Source organism: Sphingobium sp. IP1 (genome assembly GCF_002708645.1).
Classification (GTDB): Bacteria; Pseudomonadota; Alphaproteobacteria; order Sphingomonadales; family Sphingomonadaceae; genus Sphingobium; species Sphingobium yanoikuyae.
In genome coordinates, this window is sequence record NZ_NOIW01000016.1 from 1 (window position 1) to 15986 (window position 15986).

Sequence of the window (15986 nt, forward strand, 5' to 3'; positions counted from 1 at the left end):
AGAGTGGACGGGCGGGGGCGGGCGCGCCCGCCAGCGCCGGGGTCGGCAGAGGCAGCGGGAGGGCTTCGGCGACAGCCTCACCCTCCGGCAGGACGATCGGGGCGGGCTCGGCCGATACGGGCGCAACGGCCACCTGATCCTGGACTGGCGCAGCAACGGGCAGGACCGGTTCGGCAACCGGCGCGGCCTCAACGACCGGCAGCGCCGGTTCTGCGGCCGGCTGGACCGGCATGGCACGCTGGGTCAGAAATTCGGCGGTGTCCGGCAGAGCCGGCGCCTCGATTGCTTCGGGCGTCACGACCGGCGCATCACCCTTGATCGTCGCTTCCACCGGCAGGGCTGGCGCGCCCACGGTCGTGGCAGGCGCAGCCGGCTGCGGCGCGCCATCGACATCGCTCAGCAGTGCGGCGAAGTCGGCCGCACCCTCGACCACGGCCGAAGCACCGGCCGCCGTCGCACCGGCCAGCGGCGTCGAGGAGAAGAGCAGCGATTTGAGGCTGGCGAGCATGGTCATGTCAATTGTCCCCCGTGCGCTGCATGCGGCGATAGCGCGGCAACGCGGCAAGCTTGTTCTCGCGCCATTCTTCCAGCGCGACGCGGGCCCGATCCTTCAGGCGCGCGGCAATTTCCTTCTCGCGGTTGGCCGCGATGCTGAGCCCTTCCTTCGCCTCCACCTTGCGGCGGGCGTCGTAGAGCGCGCCGTCGAGCTGGCGACCGGCCTGCTCCAGACGGCTGGCCAGTTCCTGCATCGATGCAAAGGAGGCACCGGTGGCACCGCCCTGAACGCCGAACAGCTCGCCCCGCACCCGGCGCAGACGTTCGAGGTTGGTGGCGATCCCCTCCGCCTCGTCACGGGCGCGCGCGGTCTCGGCCATGGCCATGGCATGCTGGACATGGCGCACGCGCAGCACGCGGTGACGGCGGGACACCAGCCCCTTCACGCGCCGAACTCCGCGATCAGCGCGTTGGCGCTGGTATCAAGGTCGATCCGGCTCTTCTGGTCCTGGCGGATGAAGTTCAGAATTTCCTGGCGACGCTGCACCGCCTCGTCGATCACCGGATCATTGCCGGGACGATAGGCGCCCATCAGGATGAGGTCGCGATTTTCCTCATAGGCGGCCCAGAGGCGGCGATAGGCGGCAGCGGCCTGGCGATGCTCGTCGGGCACGACGTCGGCCATCACGCGCGACAGCGACTTGCCGATGTCGATCGCCGGGAAGATCGCCTGTTCCGACAGGCTGCGCGACAGCACGAAATGGCCGTCGACAATGGCGCGGGCGGCATCGACGATTGGATCGTCGGTGTCGTCGCCATCAGCGAGAACGGTGTAGAGCGCAGTGATCGAGCCGCCAGTGCGAGCGTCGACGCCGGCGCGTTCGACCAGGCGCGGGATCAGCGCCAGCGCCGAGGGCGGATAGCCCTTCATCGCCGGCGGTTCGCCGAGCGCCAGGCCGATCTCGCGCTGGGCATGGGCGCAGCGGGTCAGGCTGTCGATCAGCAGCAGCACCTTCTTGCCGCGAGCGCGGAAATATTCGGCGATGGCGGTGGCACGCGCGGCGGCGCGCAGGCGCAGCACCGGCGGATGATCGGCCGGCACGGCAACCACGATGCTCTTGTGCATCGCATGCTTGAGCTTGGTTTCGAGAAAGTCGCTGACCTCGCGGCCACGCTCGCCGATCAGGCCGGTGACGACGATATCGGCTTCCGCGCCGGCGATCATCTGGCCCATCAGCACCGACTTGCCGACGCCCGAGCCGGCGATGATGGCGATGCGCTGGCCGCGCCCGGCGGTCAGCAGCGCGTTGACGGCGCGCACGCCAAGGTCGAACGGCTCGGTCACGCGGCCGCGATCGAGGACATTGCCCTTCACCCCGTTGAGCGGCCAGACGCCGCCGGCAATGATCGGCCCCTTGCGGTCGAGCGGCTGGCCCATGGCATCGATGACACGGCCGATCAGCCCCTCGCCCACCTGCACCATATTGGCCTGGCTGTCGGGTTCGACACGAATGCCGTTTTCCAGCGGCGCGTCAGCGTCGAGCGGCACCAGCAGGGTGCGTTCGCCGCGAAAGCCGACGACTTCAGCGCGGCAGACCGACCCGTCGCTGGCAAGGACGCGGGCGCCCGAACCGATCGGACGGCGGAAGCCGGTGACTTCCAGCATGCCGGCATCATGGCTGACCAGACGGCCGACATGGCGCGGCTGGCGATTCTGGACCTGAAGATGCTCGAACAGGGTTTCGGCCTGCGCCAGCTCGGCGCGGATCATGCCTTACCCTCCATGTCGTCCATCAGGGCGCGCAGGCGCGCCAGACGAACGTCCGGGCCATCCTCGACCCAGCCATCGGCGGTTTCGAGGCGCACGCAGCCGCGCTGCATGTTCTTGTCCGACACCAGCAGCACGCCGATCTGCTCGCCTTCGAGCAGGGCGACGTCGTCAGGATGCAGATGCAGTGCGCTCTTGTCGCTGCTGTCATCGATGAAGGCGGCGACCGCTTCGCAGCGCTGGGTCAGCCGGTCGAGATCGATCTGCACTTCGCCGACAATCTGTTCGACCAGGCGGACGACCGTGGCCGACAACATGGTCGACAGGCTGCCGCTGGGGGCCGGCGCCAGCATTTCGAGCGCGGCGGTCAGGCGGTTGCGCGCCTCGATCTCGTTCGCCTGATCCTCACCGGCGGCGCGATAGCCCTCCTCGAAACCCTGCGAGAAGCCCGCCATATGGGCTTCGTCGATCGGGTCGGTTTCCGGTTCGGCATGGATCGGCGCGCGGGCGGGCGCCGCGACGACGTCGCCGGGCAGCGCCGAATAGAGGCTGCGGAAGCCGTTGCTGGCCACCTGGCCAACGCCGATCATCGGCACGCTCGATACGTCGTGGCTGGCTTCGGCGGCCCAGATCTTAGACAAAGTCGTTCCCCTTGCCACCCAGCATGATGGTGCCGGCATCCGCCATGCGGCGGGCGGTGGCGATGATCAGCTTCTGCGCGTCGATGACTTCGGCCAGGCGGATCGGGCCGCGTTCCTCGATCTCGTCGGCGATCGCCTGTGCGGCGCGGGCCGACATGCAGCTGAAGATCTTCGCCTTGAGCATGTCGTTCGCGCCCTTGAGCGCCACGACCAGCACCTGGCTGTCGACGGTGCGCATCAGCGTGCCCAGATTCTTGTCATCCATGTCGATCAGGTTATCGAAGACGAACATTTCCTCTTCGATGGTCTGGGCGATCATCTTGTCGCGCTTGGCGACGGCCTTCATGATCCGCTGCTCATTGTCCTTGCGGACATTGTTCATGATCGCGGCCGCTTCGACCGTGCCGCCGCGCTGCGACGCCGCGCCCTGCTTGTTCACCGGACCGCGCAGCAGCAACTGCTCCAGATCGTCCAGCGCCTCGTTCGACACCGGGCCGAGCGTGGCGATGCGGTAGACGATCTCTTCCTGATATTCGGTCGGCAGCAGTTGCAGCACGTCGGCGGCAACCGGCGCTTCCAGATGCGCCAGCACGATCGCCATGATCTGCGGATGCTCCATCTCGATCAGGACGGCGATTTCCTTGGCGTCCATCCACTTCAGCATTTCCAGCTGGGTGGAGCGGGTCGGCGGGGTGATGCGGGCCAGGATGGTTTCGGCCCGCTCCTCGCCCAGAGCCTTGGTCATCGCGCCGCGGATATGGCGGGTCGCGCCATAGCCGATGGTGGTGCGCTTCTTGGCCTTGGTGACGAAATGGTCGAGCGCCTCGTTCACTTCCTCCGGATCGACATCCTGCACGTCATACATGGCATAGCCGAGCTGACGGACTTCTTCGGGCTCCAGGCGCGACAGGATCTGCGCCGCCTCATCCTCATCGAACAGCATCAGCAGGACGGCGGCGGCGGCGCTGCCCTTGAGCGCCTCGGGACGGCCGGGGACGATCTCAGGCATTTTCCTTCTTCCCTTCCTTCAGAAGGTCGCGGACCACCAGGGCGGCGCGATCGGGATCCTGCTTGACGAAGTTGCGGATCAGGTCGGCGCGCTGGGCATAATCATAGGTGGACGAGATCATGTCGAGCGTCACCGGACGGCTGGGATCGGAATTTTCGGTCGCCTGCTTGGTCAGTTCGCCCGAGATTTCGCGACCCAGGCGCTGCCCGGCTTCGGCGGTCTCCACGACCTTCGCTTCCTGGGCAGCGGCGCGGCGCTTGAGCAGCGGGCGACCGATGCCGAAGATCACCAGCAGCGCGACCAGCAGGGCCGAGACATTGCGGATCAGCAGCGACATCCAGTCGGCCTCATACCAGGGGGCCTTGACCTCTTCGGCCTTGGCGAAGCTGCGGGCCGACAGGGCGACGACGTCGCCACGGGCCTGGTCGAAGCCGACGGCGCCCTTCACCAGCGCTTCCAGCGCGGCGATTTCCTGGGCGGAGCGCGGCTTGCCATCGGCGCCGGTGTCGAGCGCGACGGCGACCGACAGGCGCTTGACGGTGCCGACAGCATCCTTGGTGACCGACACTTCACGGCCCAGCTCGAAGCTGCGGTTGAAGGTTTCCTCGGTCTTCATCGGCGGCAGGCCCGGCGTGGCCGGCTGCTGCTGTTCGGCCGTCTGGCCCTGCGTCACGGCCTGGCCGTTCGGGTTGGTCTGGGTCACGGTCGGGTTGACCGGCGCCTGGTTGCTGAGCGCGCCGGGGATGCCCGATGCCTCGCCAGCCTTCTGGCCCCGCTCGTCCGACGACCAACTGCCCTGCTCGGCACGCAGGCGCGCCTCGTCCTGGGGGAAGCTTTCGCGGGTCGCCTGGCGTTCGGCGAAATTCAGTTCGGCATGAACTTCGGCCGAGAATTTGCCGTCGCCCAGGATCGGGGTCAGCAGCGCGACCACCGACTGGCGATAGCGATCCTCGATCCGGGTCTGGATGGCGAGCTGGCGATCGTCGGCGGCATTGCCGTCATTATTGCTGAGCAGGCGGCCATTCTGGTCGACGACCGAAATATCTTCCGGGTTCAGTTCCGGGATCGACGAGGCGACGAGATGAACGATGGCGCTGACCTGTGCGTCGGTGAGCGTGCGGCCCTGCGACAGGCGCAGCATCACCGAAGCGGACGGCTTGGTACGTTCGCGCAGGAAGACGCTGGGCGCTTCGACCGCAAGATGGACCTTGGCGCTCTCGACGCTGTCGATCGCCTCGATCGTGCGGGCGAGGTCAGTCTCGCGGGCGCCGCGCAGCTTCTCATTCTCGACCGCGCGGCTGGCGCCCATCGGCAGGCTGTCGATCATGCTGTTGCCGTCGGGCGCGCTCTTGGGCAGGCCCTGGGCGGCGAGCATCATCTTCGCCTTGAAATAATCGCCCTCGCCAACGGTCATGCCGCCGGCATTGTCGAAGTCATATTTGATGCCATTCTGGTCCAGCACCTGGGCGACGGCAGACTTGTCGCCATCGGGCAGGCCGCGGAACAGGTCGCGCTGCGGCGGTTCGCGCAGGGCCAGCCAGGCCGCGCCGGCGACCGCGACGGTGCCGAGCAGGCCGAGCAGCGGCAGGCTCTTGGCCACGGCCGGCTGCTTGATGAAGCCGGCGAAGCGCGCCTTGAGCGCATCCACGCCCTTGGCATTGCCGAAGCTGACACCGGTGACGGCCGGGAGGGCCGGGGCAGCGGCCGAGCCGCCATCGATGGTGAGTGCGTTCTCGCTCATGGGTTAGACCGGCATGCTCATGATGTCCTTGTAGGCGGACAGGAGTTTGTTGCGGACCTGGAGGGTCGCCTCGAAGCTGACCGACGCCTGCTGCTTGGCCAGCATGACCGCAGCGATATCGGTGGTTTCGCCCCGCTCGAACGCCGAGGCGGCATCGCCGGCCTGGGTCTGCAGGCCGTTGACCTGCTGGAGCGCGTTGTTGAGCGCATCGGTGAAGCCGCCAGGCGCCGTGCCCTGCGTTGCGCCAGCGCCGCCAGCCGAACCGACATTGCCGGTCGAGGCGACGTCGCGCAGCGCGGCGTTCTTCTGCAGGATGGCATTGCGCATCGCCATCACGCTGTCGGTGGGAGAGATACCGGTCATGCCCTAACCCTCCTTAAGCCGCAGCCAGCTCGCGCATCTCGGCGAGCCGATAGCGCAGCGTGCGTTCGGAAATGCCCAGCTTGCGGGCGGCGGCGGCGCGATGGCCGTCGGTCTCGCGCAGGGCGGTGCGGATCGCTTCCAGCTTGGAATGATGGGCGACGTCGCGCAGGCGGATCGGCTCGGCCGGCGCGGCAGCGACTGCGGCAACCGGCGCGGCCGAAACTATACGCAGCGGCTGCGGCGCGCCAGCGACATGCAGGTCGTCGGCCTCGATACGTTCACCGTCGCGCAGCACCAGCGCGCGCTGCAGCACATTGCCCAGCTCGCGGGCATTGCCCTGCCAGCGATGGGCGGCCAGCTTGTCGAGCGCGGCGGCGGTCGGCCAGACAAAGCCGTCCTTGCCGGCATCCTGGTGGCGCAGCAGCATGGCGGCGGCGATCGCGGCGATGTCGCCGGGACGTTCGGCCAGAGGGCGCAGTTCCAGCGCCATGACATTGAGGCGCCAGTAAAGATCTTCGCGGAAGCGGCCAGCGGCGACTTCGTCGGCCAGGTTGCGGTTGCAGGCGGCGACGATGCGGACATTGACCGGCACCGGATGGGTGGCGCCGACCGGCAGCACTTCGCCTTCCTGGAGGGCACGCAGCAGCTTGGCCTGGAGCGCGAGGGGCAGCTCCGCAATTTCGTCGAGGAACAGGGTGCCGCCGTCCGCGGCCAGGAACAGGCCGTCCGAGGCATTGGATGCGCCGGTGAAGCTGCCCTTCTTGTGGCCGAACAGCATGGCTTCCATCATGGTTTCGGGCAGCGCGGCGCAGTTGACGGCGATGAAGTCATGGGTGACCCGGCCGGACTGGGTATGAAGGAAGCGCGCCATGCCTTCCTTGCCGGTGCCGGTGTCGCCCTGGATCAGGACGGTGGCATCGCTACGGGCCACGCGGCCGGCGAGCGTCATCAGGCGGGCGCTGGCGGCATCGCCAACCGCTGGGACCGAAGCTGGGCGGGCCAGCTCGGCGATCAGCGCAAAGGCAAAACCCATGTCTTCGAGGCCAAAGGCGACGCGGGCGGGCAGGCCATTGGCCGCCGGCACCAGCGACGGCTTGCCGTCGACCAGGTTGATGAGGATATCGCGATGGGTGGCATGGCCGATCTCGGTCGCGAGAAGGACGCGGCGGCTATCCCGCTCACGCGGGCTCTGCGCATCCACGATCCGCACCGTGTACAAGGCATTTTCGAGCCAGTGCTGCAAGCCCGGAACGAGCGCGCAGACCCCACGGCTCACGTCAAGCGATGACATGAACTGTCCCCAGTGTCTTGGCAGGTTTGTGCCCCCGCACGCCCCTACCCCCTTCGATGACTTAAATTTACGCCAGCGTGGTTATTAGATGGTTAACGCGGCCATTAACTTGCCGGTGACCGGCAATTTTTTTCCGCTCCCCCCGCAGAAAAATCGCACTCTATATACGCGCACGCGTAGAGGGCTGTTTTTCCGTCTTTTTCCAGAAAAATCGCATCGCCCCCTAAAAGCTTTTCGCGGCCCGCCGTTATCCCCTTTCGAGGCCGCAAGCGTCAGACGACAGCGACCTGATGAACGGAAAGGGAATATCATGACTGTTATCGGAACCAACTCGTCGGCGCTGCGGGCCACCAATGCTTCGGCCGCCTCCAGCAAGGCTCTGTCCACCGCCATGGAGCGCCTGTCGACCGGCAAGCGCATCAACTCGGCCAAGGACGACGCCGCTGGCCTGGCCATCGCTTCGTCGATGACCTCGCAGATCAAGGGCATGACCCAGGGCATCCGCAACGCCAATGACGGCATCAGCCTGGCGCAGACCGCAGAAGGCGCACTGGGCGAAGTCACCAACATGCTGCAGCGCATGCGTGAACTGACCGTCCAGGCCGGCAACGACACCAACGACGACACCGCCAAGGGCAACATCAAGTCGGAAATCGACCAGCTCGCCACCCAGATCGGCAAGGTTCTGTCGGACACCAGCTTCAACGGCATCAAGCTGTTCGACGGTTCGGCCGGCCCCAACACTGACGGCAAGATCAACATCCAGGCTGGTGCCAACTCCAGCGACGCGATCGAAATCGACCTGGGCAATGTCGAAGACGACACCGATGTCGCCGCAGTGGTGACCGGCGGTGCGACCACCGCTGCCCTCGATGTCACGGCCGGCACCTTCGATGTCGGCGCCGCTCTGGATCTGTATGACGACGCCCTGAAGGCGATCGACACCTCGCGCGCCAATCTCGGTGCGGTGCAGAACCGCCTGGAATCGACCGTCAACACGCTGACCGCGAACGTCACCAACCTGACCGACGCCAAGAGCCGCATCGAAGACGCCGATTTCTCGACCGAAACCACCGCGCTCGCCAAGGCCCAGATCCTGAGCCAGGCATCGACCGCGATGCTGGCTCAGGCCAACCAGAGCCAGCAGAACGTCATGAAGCTGATCCAGTAATCCAGATCGGACACCGAAAATGACGGGTTGAGGTATTGGTCACCGGCAACCCGCCATGTCACCCCCGGCACATCAACAGTCCCCACCGTGCCGGGGGTAACACCTTCGATCAAACGGCCAAATTCGAAGCCTCCGTCCCCCCGGACGGGGGCTTCATCGCGTTTGATTACAGGCCCATCTTGCAATGGCGCGATCAGCACCCATGATGGACGCATGACCATGATCGACCGGCGCGCCTTGATCGCTGCTTCGGGCGCAGCGCTGCTGCTCCCTCGCCCCGCCCTCTCCCAAGCCCGAAACGACCGTTTCTCGTGGGATGGCATCATCGCCATGGCGCAGAAGCTGGCGCGCACGCCCTTTGCCGAAACCCCGCCCAATCCGGTCGCCGCCAAGGTCGGCTATGACCAGATGCACCAGGCCCGGTTCCGCGACGAGAAGACGATCTGGGGCGACCTGCCCGGCGACACCGGCGTCCGCCTGTTCCCGCTGAGCGGCACGGCCCAGCAGCCGGTGCAGATCGCACTGGTGGACAAGGGCGTGGCGACGCCGCTGCGTTATGATCCCGCCATGTTCGAGACGCCGGACGGCAATGCCGTCGCGGACCTTGGCCCAGACGCGGGCTATGCCGGCTTCCGCATCATGAATGCCAAGCGCGACGGCGACTGGCTGTCCTTCCTGGGGGCCAGCTATTTTCGCGCGCCCGGCCCGACCAAGCAGTTCGGCCTGTCCGCCCGCGCGATCGCGATCAACACCAGCATTCCGGGCAAGGAGGAATTTCCCCGCTTCACCCATTTCTGGCTGGAGCGGACCGGCGACAGCAGCGTCACCGTCTATGCCCTGCTAGATGGGGCATCGATCACCGGCGCCTTCCGCTTCGTCAATCGGCTTGGCGCCAAGGGGGTGACACAGGACGTGACCGCTGCCCTCTTCCCGCGCCGGCCGATCCCCGAACTGGGGCTGATGGCGATGACCAGCATGTTCTGGTACGACGAGGCGCACCGGACCAAGGGCACCGACTGGCGCCCGGAAATCCATGATTCCGACCTGCTCTCCATCGCCAGCGCCGATGGCAGCGGGCAGGCCCGGCCGCTGGTGAACCCGTCCGTCCCGCGCGTCGATGGCTTTGCCGAAACCAGCCCCAAGGGCTTTGGCCTGTTACAGCGCGACCGCAATTTCGACCATTATCAGGATGACGGCGTCTATTATGACCGTCGCCCCTCGCTATGGGCGACCCCGTCTGCGCCGCTGGGCGCGGGACAGGTGCGGCTCTACACCTTTCCGACCGACAGCGAATATACCGACAATGTCTGCGCCTATTGGACGCCGGCCAAGGCCGCGCGTCCCGGCAGCCGGATCGACGCCGCCTATCGCCTGGACTGGACGGCGGACCGGGCGCCCGCCGGCAGCAATCTGGCGATCGTGCAGGCGGTATGGCGCGGCCGTGGCGACGAAGCCGGAGTCGAACGACTGGTGATCGACTTTGCCGGCCTGCCCGCCGACGCGAAGCCTGACCTGTGGACCGACATCGGCAACGGCACCATCGTCAAGAAGGGCGGATATCCGGTGCTGGGCCAGGCGGGATTGTATCGCGTGGCGATCGACATCCGCAAATCGGGCGACAGGGCGGCGGATATCCGGGTCCAACTTCGCTCTGGCAATCGCGCGTTCAGTGAATATGTGCATTATCCGATAGGCGCATGAAGGGAACCACGCGGGTAGCGAAAGGTTCTAGCGCTCGGGTTAACCAGGAATGGGTCTGACATGACATCGACAGGAGGCACGAACGTGGCCGATGGGGCCACGGGGTCGCAAGCGCTTGTCCGGGCGTTCGAAAGCGTGCCGGCAGAGGCGCCGCTTGCCATGCCGGTGCAGGATTTCGCGACCGCGCCGGGTCGGATCCATCGCCCCCTGAACATCGACCTGTGGGCCCGCCGGCTGCTGGTCGTGCTGCTGGCACTGCTGCCCGCCGCGCTTGCCGCGCACGAGATGCGCCGGTCGATCGGCCTGGACGGTATTTCCTTCTGGGAGGGCGTCTATCTTGCCCTGTTCATCCCGCTTTTCGCCTGGATCGCCTTCGGCTTTGCCACTGCCGCGATCGGCTTCCTGCTGCTGACGGTCGGCAAGGGCAAGGGCGTTCGCCCCTATATCCCGCGCGATCGCACGCCGCTCAAGGCGCGCACCGCCATCCTGCTGCCGGTCTGTAACGAGGATTTCCTGGGCGTGCTCGGCCGCCTGTCGATCATGGAACGATCGCTGTCGCAGGTGATGGGGGGCGAGCGCTTCGAATTCTTCATCCTGTCGGATTCCAACCCGGAAAATGGCGAAACCGAGCGCAAGGCCTATCTGGAAATGCGCAAGGCCTTCTCGCGCCCGGTCCATTATCGCCGCCGCGCCCGCAATATCGGTCGCAAGCCGGGCAATATCGAGGAGTGGGTGACCCGTTTCGGCGGCGCATATGACCATATGATCGTGCTGGATGCCGACAGCGTGATGAGCGGCCAGACCATGGCGCGCCTGTCGGTCGACATGGAACGCCACCCGCATCTTGGCCTCATTCAAACCGTGCCGACGGTGATGGGCGCGGCCACGCTGTTCGCCCGCTGGCAGCAATTTGCCAGCCGCCTGTTCGGGCCGATCTCGGCCGCCGGCATGATCTGGTGGGCCGGGTCCGAAGGCATGTTCTGGGGCCATAATGCGATCGTCCGGGTGCGCGCCTTCGCCGAAAGCTGCGGCCTGCCCGAACTGCCGGGCCGGGCGCCCTTTGGCGGCCATATATTGAGCCATGACATGCTGGAAGCAGCGCTGCTGCGCCGGCGTGGCTGGGACGTTCACATGGTCACTGCCGACGACAGTTTCGAGGAATTTCCGCCGGCCATGCCCGACCTGTTCACCCGCGATCGTCGCTGGTGCCAGGGCAATATCCAGCATGTCCCACTGCTGGCGAAGATCAAGGGGCTGCACCCGGTCAGCCGGTTCCAGCTGTTCGTCGGCGCATCGGCCTATTGCACCTCGCCGCTATGGCTGGCCATGATGCTGGTGGTTCTGGGCGGCGTCGCCACCGGCGTATGGCCGCCGGCCGCCGTGCTGCCGTCCAGCACGCTGCTGACGGTGACCGCAGTACTGCTGTTCGGTCCCAAGTTATTGGCGATCGGCTGGGCCATGGCCGACCCGTCGCGGCGGATCGGCTTTGGTGGCGCAGTGCGGATGACGCGCGGCGTGATCGCCGACATCCTCCTGTCGATCCTGATGGCGCCGGTCGCGATGCTGACCCAGACGATCAACCTGTTCAGCATACTGATGGGCCGCAAGGCGAGCTGGAACGGCCAGACCCGCGACCGCGACGGCATGGCGATCCTGGGCGCGATCTGGCTGTTCAAATGGCATATCTTGCTGGGCGTCGGCCTGGCCGTGCTGGCGGTGCGCGCCAATGCGATCGGCTGGATGAGCCCGGTGCTGGCCGGCCTGTTCGCCGCGCCCATTCTGGCCGCGCTGACCGCGCGCAAGGATCTGGGCCAGCGGGCGGAAAATAGCGGCCTGTTCCAGGTGCCCGAACCCTGGTGGCGGACACAGAATTACCGGCCGCTGCGTTTCCGTTGGCCGGTTCCGGGTCGCAAGGCATCGGTATCGCGTCCCGCCAACGACGGTTGACGGGCGCGCGGGCTGGTCAGTTCCAGTCGCTGAGCTTGCCGCGCAGCTTGTCGAGCGCCGACTTCTTGATCTGGCACACGCGCGCCGCGCCGATGTCCAGCGTCTGGCCGATTTCCTCCAGATTGAGTTCCTCGACGAAATAGAGTTGCAGCACCAGCGCCTCGCGCTCGGGCAGTTCGCCGATGCATTTGGCGAGCGCGCCCTTGAGCGATTCGCGCTCCATGATGTCGTCGGCACGATCCTCGACATCGGCGAACCACATGGACTGGTCGGAATAGACCTCGTCCATGCTGGTGTGCTGGACCATCTCGGCGCCATCGGCCGCCTCGCGATAGTCGGCGGCGTCCATGCCCAGTTCAGCGGCCATTTCCGCTTCCAGCGGCGTCCGGCCCAATTTCTGTTCCAGCTTCGCACGGGTGGCGGCCAGCTTCTTCCGGGTCGCCATGGCGGAGCGGCACAGGGTCGAATGGCGCCGCAGATGATCGATCATCGCGCCGCGCACGCGCAGCTGCGCATAGGAGGCGAAGCCCAGGCCGCGATCCTCGAAACTGTTGGCAGATTCCACCAGCGCGACCATGCCGATCTGCAGCAGATCCTCCACCTCGATCGCGCTGGAAACGCGGCCATGGACATGCCAGGCGATCTTGCGCACGAGCGGCATGTAGCGGCGCGCCAGCTGTTCGGGGGAATTGGCAAGCCCTGCCCGTCCATAAGTGAGGACATCCGAGCCTGCAGCGACCTTATTCATATACATTGGTCAGTCTCCTCAGGCGACGCGTTCACGCGGCAGCGGATCGTGCCGGGGCGTGGGACGCTGCTCGCCACCGACGACGGCGACAACCTCGACACCCTTGCCGTCCGGGATTTCCAGGAAGGACAGCACCGGGGTCTCGGGCAGATGGGGTTTGAACAGCCGGGCGAGCGCGCGGCGCGCGACCGGCGAGGTGACGATGGCGAAATTGCGCGCCTGGCCCAGCATCGGCCGGGCGGCATGCACGACCGATTCGACGATGCGATTGCCCAGGCTCGGCTCGATCGGATGCTTGGCGTCGCCCGCGACACGCATCGCCTGCGCCAGCATCGCTTCCAGATCGCCGTCGAGGGTGATGACCGGCAGCGGCATCTTCACCGGGACGAGGCCCTGGATGATGAGCGCGCCGATGCGCTGGCGCACCGCTTCGACAAGCTGTTCGTGGTTCATGTCGGGGCGGGCCGCATCGACCATCGCCTCGCAGATGCGGCGGAAATCCTTGAGCGCGATCCCTTCCGACAGCAGCGCGCGGCACAGCGCGGAAATCTGCGTCAGGCTGAGCGTGCCGGGGGTCAGGCCGTCGACCAGCTGCGGCGCGACATCCTTGAGATTGTCGAGCAGCTTGCGCGCTTCGTCCAGACCGAACATCTCGGCCGCGTTCATCGCGATCAGCTGGTTGAGATGGGTGGCGACCACCGTCGGCGGATCGACCACGGTATAGCCGGCGACCACCGCCTCGCTGCGCTTGGCCGGGGAAATCCAGACAGCGTCGAGGCCGAAGGTCGGATCCTTGGCCGGGCGACCGGCGACCGTGCCTTCCAGCATGCCGCTGTCCAGCGCCAGCAGATCGTCGGGCCAGATATCATCCTCGCCCACGACGACGCCGGCGATGGTGATGCGATACTGATTGGGTTCGAGCGCCAGATTGTCCTTCACGCGGACCATCGGCACGACAAAGCCCAGTTCCTTCGACAGCTGGCGACGAATGCCCGTGATGCGGGCCATCAGCGGCGCGCCCTTGCGCTCGTCGACCAGGCCGATCAGGCCATAGCCGATCTCCAGACCCAGGATCGCGCCATCGGACACGTCGTTCCATTCGATGATGGCCGGGTTGGGCGGCGGCGCGACCGGTTCGGGTTCGGCGGCCTTGCGCTGGCCGGCCTTGCGCAGCTGCCAGGCGATACCACCGGCGATGGCGGCGGCCGTCAGGATGATGAGATGCGGCATGCCCGGCAGGATGCCGAGGAAGCCGAGGATCGCGGCCACGGGCACCCAGGCCTTGCCGGTGCCGAACTGGCCGGCGACCTGCGCCGACAGGTCCTGTTCGGACTTGACGCGGGTCACGATCGAGGCGGCGGCGATCGACAGCAGCAGCGCCGGGATCTGCGCGACCAGCGCGTCACCGATGGCGAGCAGGATATAGGTCTGGGCCGCATCGCCCATCGCCAGGCCATGGCTGAGCACGCCCAGGATGATGCCGCCGATGATGTTGATCGCCAGGATCAGGATGCCGGCGATCGCGTCGCCCTTCACGAACTTGGACGCACCGTCCATCGACCCGTAGAAATCCGCCTCGGTCGCGACTTCGGCGCGGCGCAGCTTCGCCTCTTCCGGCGTCATCAGGCCGGCATTGAGGTCGGCGTCGATCGCCATCTGCTTACCCGGCAGGGCGTCCAGGGTGAAACGCGCCGACACTTCCGACACGCGGCCGGCGCCCTTGGTGATGACCACCAGGTTGATGATCATCAGGATCGCAAAGACGAAGATGCCGACGACATAATCGCCGCCGATCAGGAAGTGGCCGAATGCCTCGATCACCTGGCCCGCGGCGTCCGATCCCTCATGGCCCGACACCAGCACGACGCGGGTCGAGGCGACGTTGAGCGCCAGGCGCAGCAGGGTCGCGAACAGCAGCACCGTCGGGAAGCTGGAAAAGTCGAGCGGCTTGGCGGCGTTCAGCGCCACCATCAGCACGGCAAGGCTGATCATGATGTTGGTGATGAAGCCGATGTCCAGCATCACCGCCGGCACCGGCACCATCATGAACAGCACGACCATCAGCGTGGCGAACGGCAACACCGCCCCCTTGGCGGCGCTCATCCAGATCTTCGCTTTGACTTGGGTGGGAGTCATGAGAGGCCGTTACCTTCCGAGGGTGGCGAGCATGAGATAGGCGAGACGCGCGGTCTGCGGTTCCGGGCGGACGGTGACGTCGGCCTGGGTCGCAAGGCGCTGGGTTTCGATCCGCACATAATCGGCGGGAGCGACGGTCTTCGCGCCGCTGGGCAGCGAAGCATCGGCATATTGGACATTGCCGGTGCCGATCGAATCGACACCCTTTTGCAGCTTGCTGGCAAAGCGATCGCGGATATCGGCGAAGCTGCGGGCATTGCCCTGCTTGTCATAGAAAATCGAACGATTGGCGCGGGCCGCCGCCGGGAAGATCGAGGCCGCCGTTGCGCCAGGCGCACGATCATTCATCGACAGGAATTTGGAGGCGCCGCCCACGCCCAGGAAATGGGCGAGGTAGAGATCGACCGGCTCGGCCTCACGGCCCAGGCGGCTTTCCAGATAGGCCTTGTTGTCGGCGGCATGTTCCGCCGCCATGACCGAGGCGGTCTCGGGATGCTTGCGCAGGTCGAGGATCTGCTGGCGCAGGTCCGGGTCCGACACATAATAGCGGCCATTGCTGCCCTTGCTGATCGCATCAGCCGCCCAGCCCAGCCCATATTCGGCGCCATGCTTGTCGACGACCGCGAGCCAGCTCTGGTCGACGAACTGATAGAGACCGGTAGCGGAAGAGGTGGCGGCACGGGCGCTGGGGTTCAGGCTGGATTCGATCTTGGCCTGACCAAGCAGGTAGGAGAAGTCCACGCCGGTACGGCGGCTCGCCATCGCAATCGCGTTGGTGACGCGATTACCGGCCGAAGCTCCCGTTGCTGAAATGTCTGCAAGTGCCGACACTGACCCACAATCCCCATTTGGTACCGTGAGCTATTAGAGCAATGCTTGTGCCAAGATTTGGTTAACGCGGTTAAACAAGATTCTGCGTAAAACGAAAAACGGCGCCGATTGGCGCCGCTTTAGCCCGAAAGCAAAATTTATTTT

The 15986-nt window shown here is 66.2% G+C and carries 14 protein-coding genes and 1 pseudogene; 3 read left to right on the top strand and 12 right to left on the bottom strand.

What is annotated here, in order from left to right; genetic code table 11:
- The 8 genes and pseudogenes from CG471_RS07605 to CG471_RS07640 form a co-directional block, all read right to left on the bottom strand.
- A pseudogene (locus tag CG471_RS07605) lies at window positions 1-514 on the bottom strand (flagellar hook-length control protein FliK); the annotation flags it as partial.
- A 1-nt stretch (window position 515) separates the two neighbouring features.
- Window positions 516-941: a hypothetical protein gene (locus CG471_RS07610; protein WP_010338845.1), complete on the bottom strand. Its 426-nt coding sequence runs from the start codon at window positions 939-941 to the stop codon at window positions 516-518.
- Window positions 938-2266 (bottom strand): FliI/YscN family ATPase, encoded by a 1329-nt coding sequence (locus CG471_RS07615; protein WP_010338846.1) that lies wholly within the window; start codon window positions 2264-2266, stop codon window positions 938-940. The genes CG471_RS07610 and CG471_RS07615 overlap by 4 nt, the downstream gene beginning before the upstream one ends.
- Window positions 2263-2904 carry a FliH/SctL family protein gene (locus CG471_RS07620; protein ID WP_099231445.1) on the bottom strand — a complete coding sequence of 214 codons (642 nt, stop codon included), beginning with the start codon at window positions 2902-2904 and terminating at the stop codon, window positions 2263-2265. Before CG471_RS07620 ends, CG471_RS07615 begins: the two co-directional genes overlap by 4 nt.
- Entirely contained in the window at window positions 2897-3913 is a 1017-nt protein-coding gene (gene fliG, locus CG471_RS07625) for a flagellar motor switch protein FliG (RefSeq protein ID WP_004208190.1), read from the bottom strand. Before fliG ends, CG471_RS07620 begins: the two co-directional genes overlap by 8 nt.
- Complete coding sequence (fliF, locus tag CG471_RS07630) at window positions 3906-5654, bottom strand: flagellar basal-body MS-ring/collar protein FliF (RefSeq protein WP_099231446.1); 1749 nt, start codon at window positions 5652-5654, stop codon at window positions 3906-3908. The genes fliG and fliF overlap by 8 nt, the downstream gene beginning before the upstream one ends.
- Before the next feature lie 3 nt (window positions 5655-5657).
- Window positions 5658-6017 carry a flagellar hook-basal body complex protein FliE gene (gene fliE / locus CG471_RS07635; protein ID WP_010338848.1) on the bottom strand — a complete coding sequence of 120 codons (360 nt, stop codon included), beginning with the start codon at window positions 6015-6017 and terminating at the stop codon, window positions 5658-5660.
- 13 nt (window positions 6018-6030) lie between these two features.
- On the bottom strand, window positions 6031-7308 hold the full coding sequence (locus CG471_RS07640; protein WP_004208193.1) for a sigma 54-interacting transcriptional regulator: 1278 nt from the start codon (window positions 7306-7308) through the stop codon (window positions 6031-6033).
- Window positions 7309-7618: 310 nt separating this feature from the next.
- Here CG471_RS07640 and CG471_RS07645 point away from each other — a divergent pair, with 310 nt between their 5' ends.
- On the top strand, window positions 7619-8479 hold the full coding sequence (locus CG471_RS07645) for a flagellin (protein ID WP_017500443.1): 861 nt from the start codon (window positions 7619-7621) through the stop codon (window positions 8477-8479).
- On the opposite strand, the gene CG471_RS30095 is transcribed toward CG471_RS07645, so the two are convergent.
- The gene (locus CG471_RS30095) at window positions 8434-8700 is read right to left on the bottom strand and encodes a hypothetical protein (RefSeq protein WP_143560161.1); all 267 of its coding nucleotides are present in this window, start codon (window positions 8698-8700) and stop codon (window positions 8434-8436) included. The two genes, CG471_RS07645 and CG471_RS30095, sit on opposite strands and share 46 nt — an antisense overlap.
- Here CG471_RS30095 and CG471_RS07650 point away from each other — a divergent pair.
- Window positions 8693-10180 (top strand): glucan biosynthesis protein, encoded by a 1488-nt coding sequence (locus CG471_RS07650; protein ID WP_099231447.1) that lies wholly within the window; start codon window positions 8693-8695, stop codon window positions 10178-10180. The two genes, CG471_RS30095 and CG471_RS07650, sit on opposite strands and share 8 nt — an antisense overlap.
- A gap of 60 nt (window positions 10181-10240) precedes the next feature.
- Window positions 10241-12127, top strand: a complete 1887-nt coding sequence (gene mdoH / locus CG471_RS07655; RefSeq protein WP_099231448.1) for a glucans biosynthesis glucosyltransferase MdoH — start codon at window positions 10241-10243, stop codon at window positions 12125-12127.
- 16 nt (window positions 12128-12143) lie between these two features.
- Here the strand turns inward: mdoH and CG471_RS07660 are convergent, their stop codons facing one another.
- The 3 genes from CG471_RS07660 to CG471_RS07670 are packed head-to-tail and all read right to left on the bottom strand — an operon-like array spanning window position 12144 to window position 15842.
- A complete protein-coding gene (locus tag CG471_RS07660) occupies window positions 12144-12881 on the bottom strand; it encodes a FliA/WhiG family RNA polymerase sigma factor (protein WP_097384312.1) in 738 nt (245 codons plus the stop codon).
- A gap of 12 nt (window positions 12882-12893) precedes the next feature.
- Window positions 12894-15011, bottom strand: a complete 2118-nt coding sequence (flhA, locus tag CG471_RS07665) for a flagellar biosynthesis protein FlhA (protein WP_099231449.1) — start codon at window positions 15009-15011, stop codon at window positions 12894-12896.
- 9 nt (window positions 15012-15020) lie between these two features.
- A complete protein-coding gene (locus CG471_RS07670; protein WP_004208199.1) occupies window positions 15021-15842 on the bottom strand; it encodes a hypothetical protein in 822 nt (273 codons plus the stop codon).
- Window positions 15843-15986: the final 144 nt, after the last annotated feature.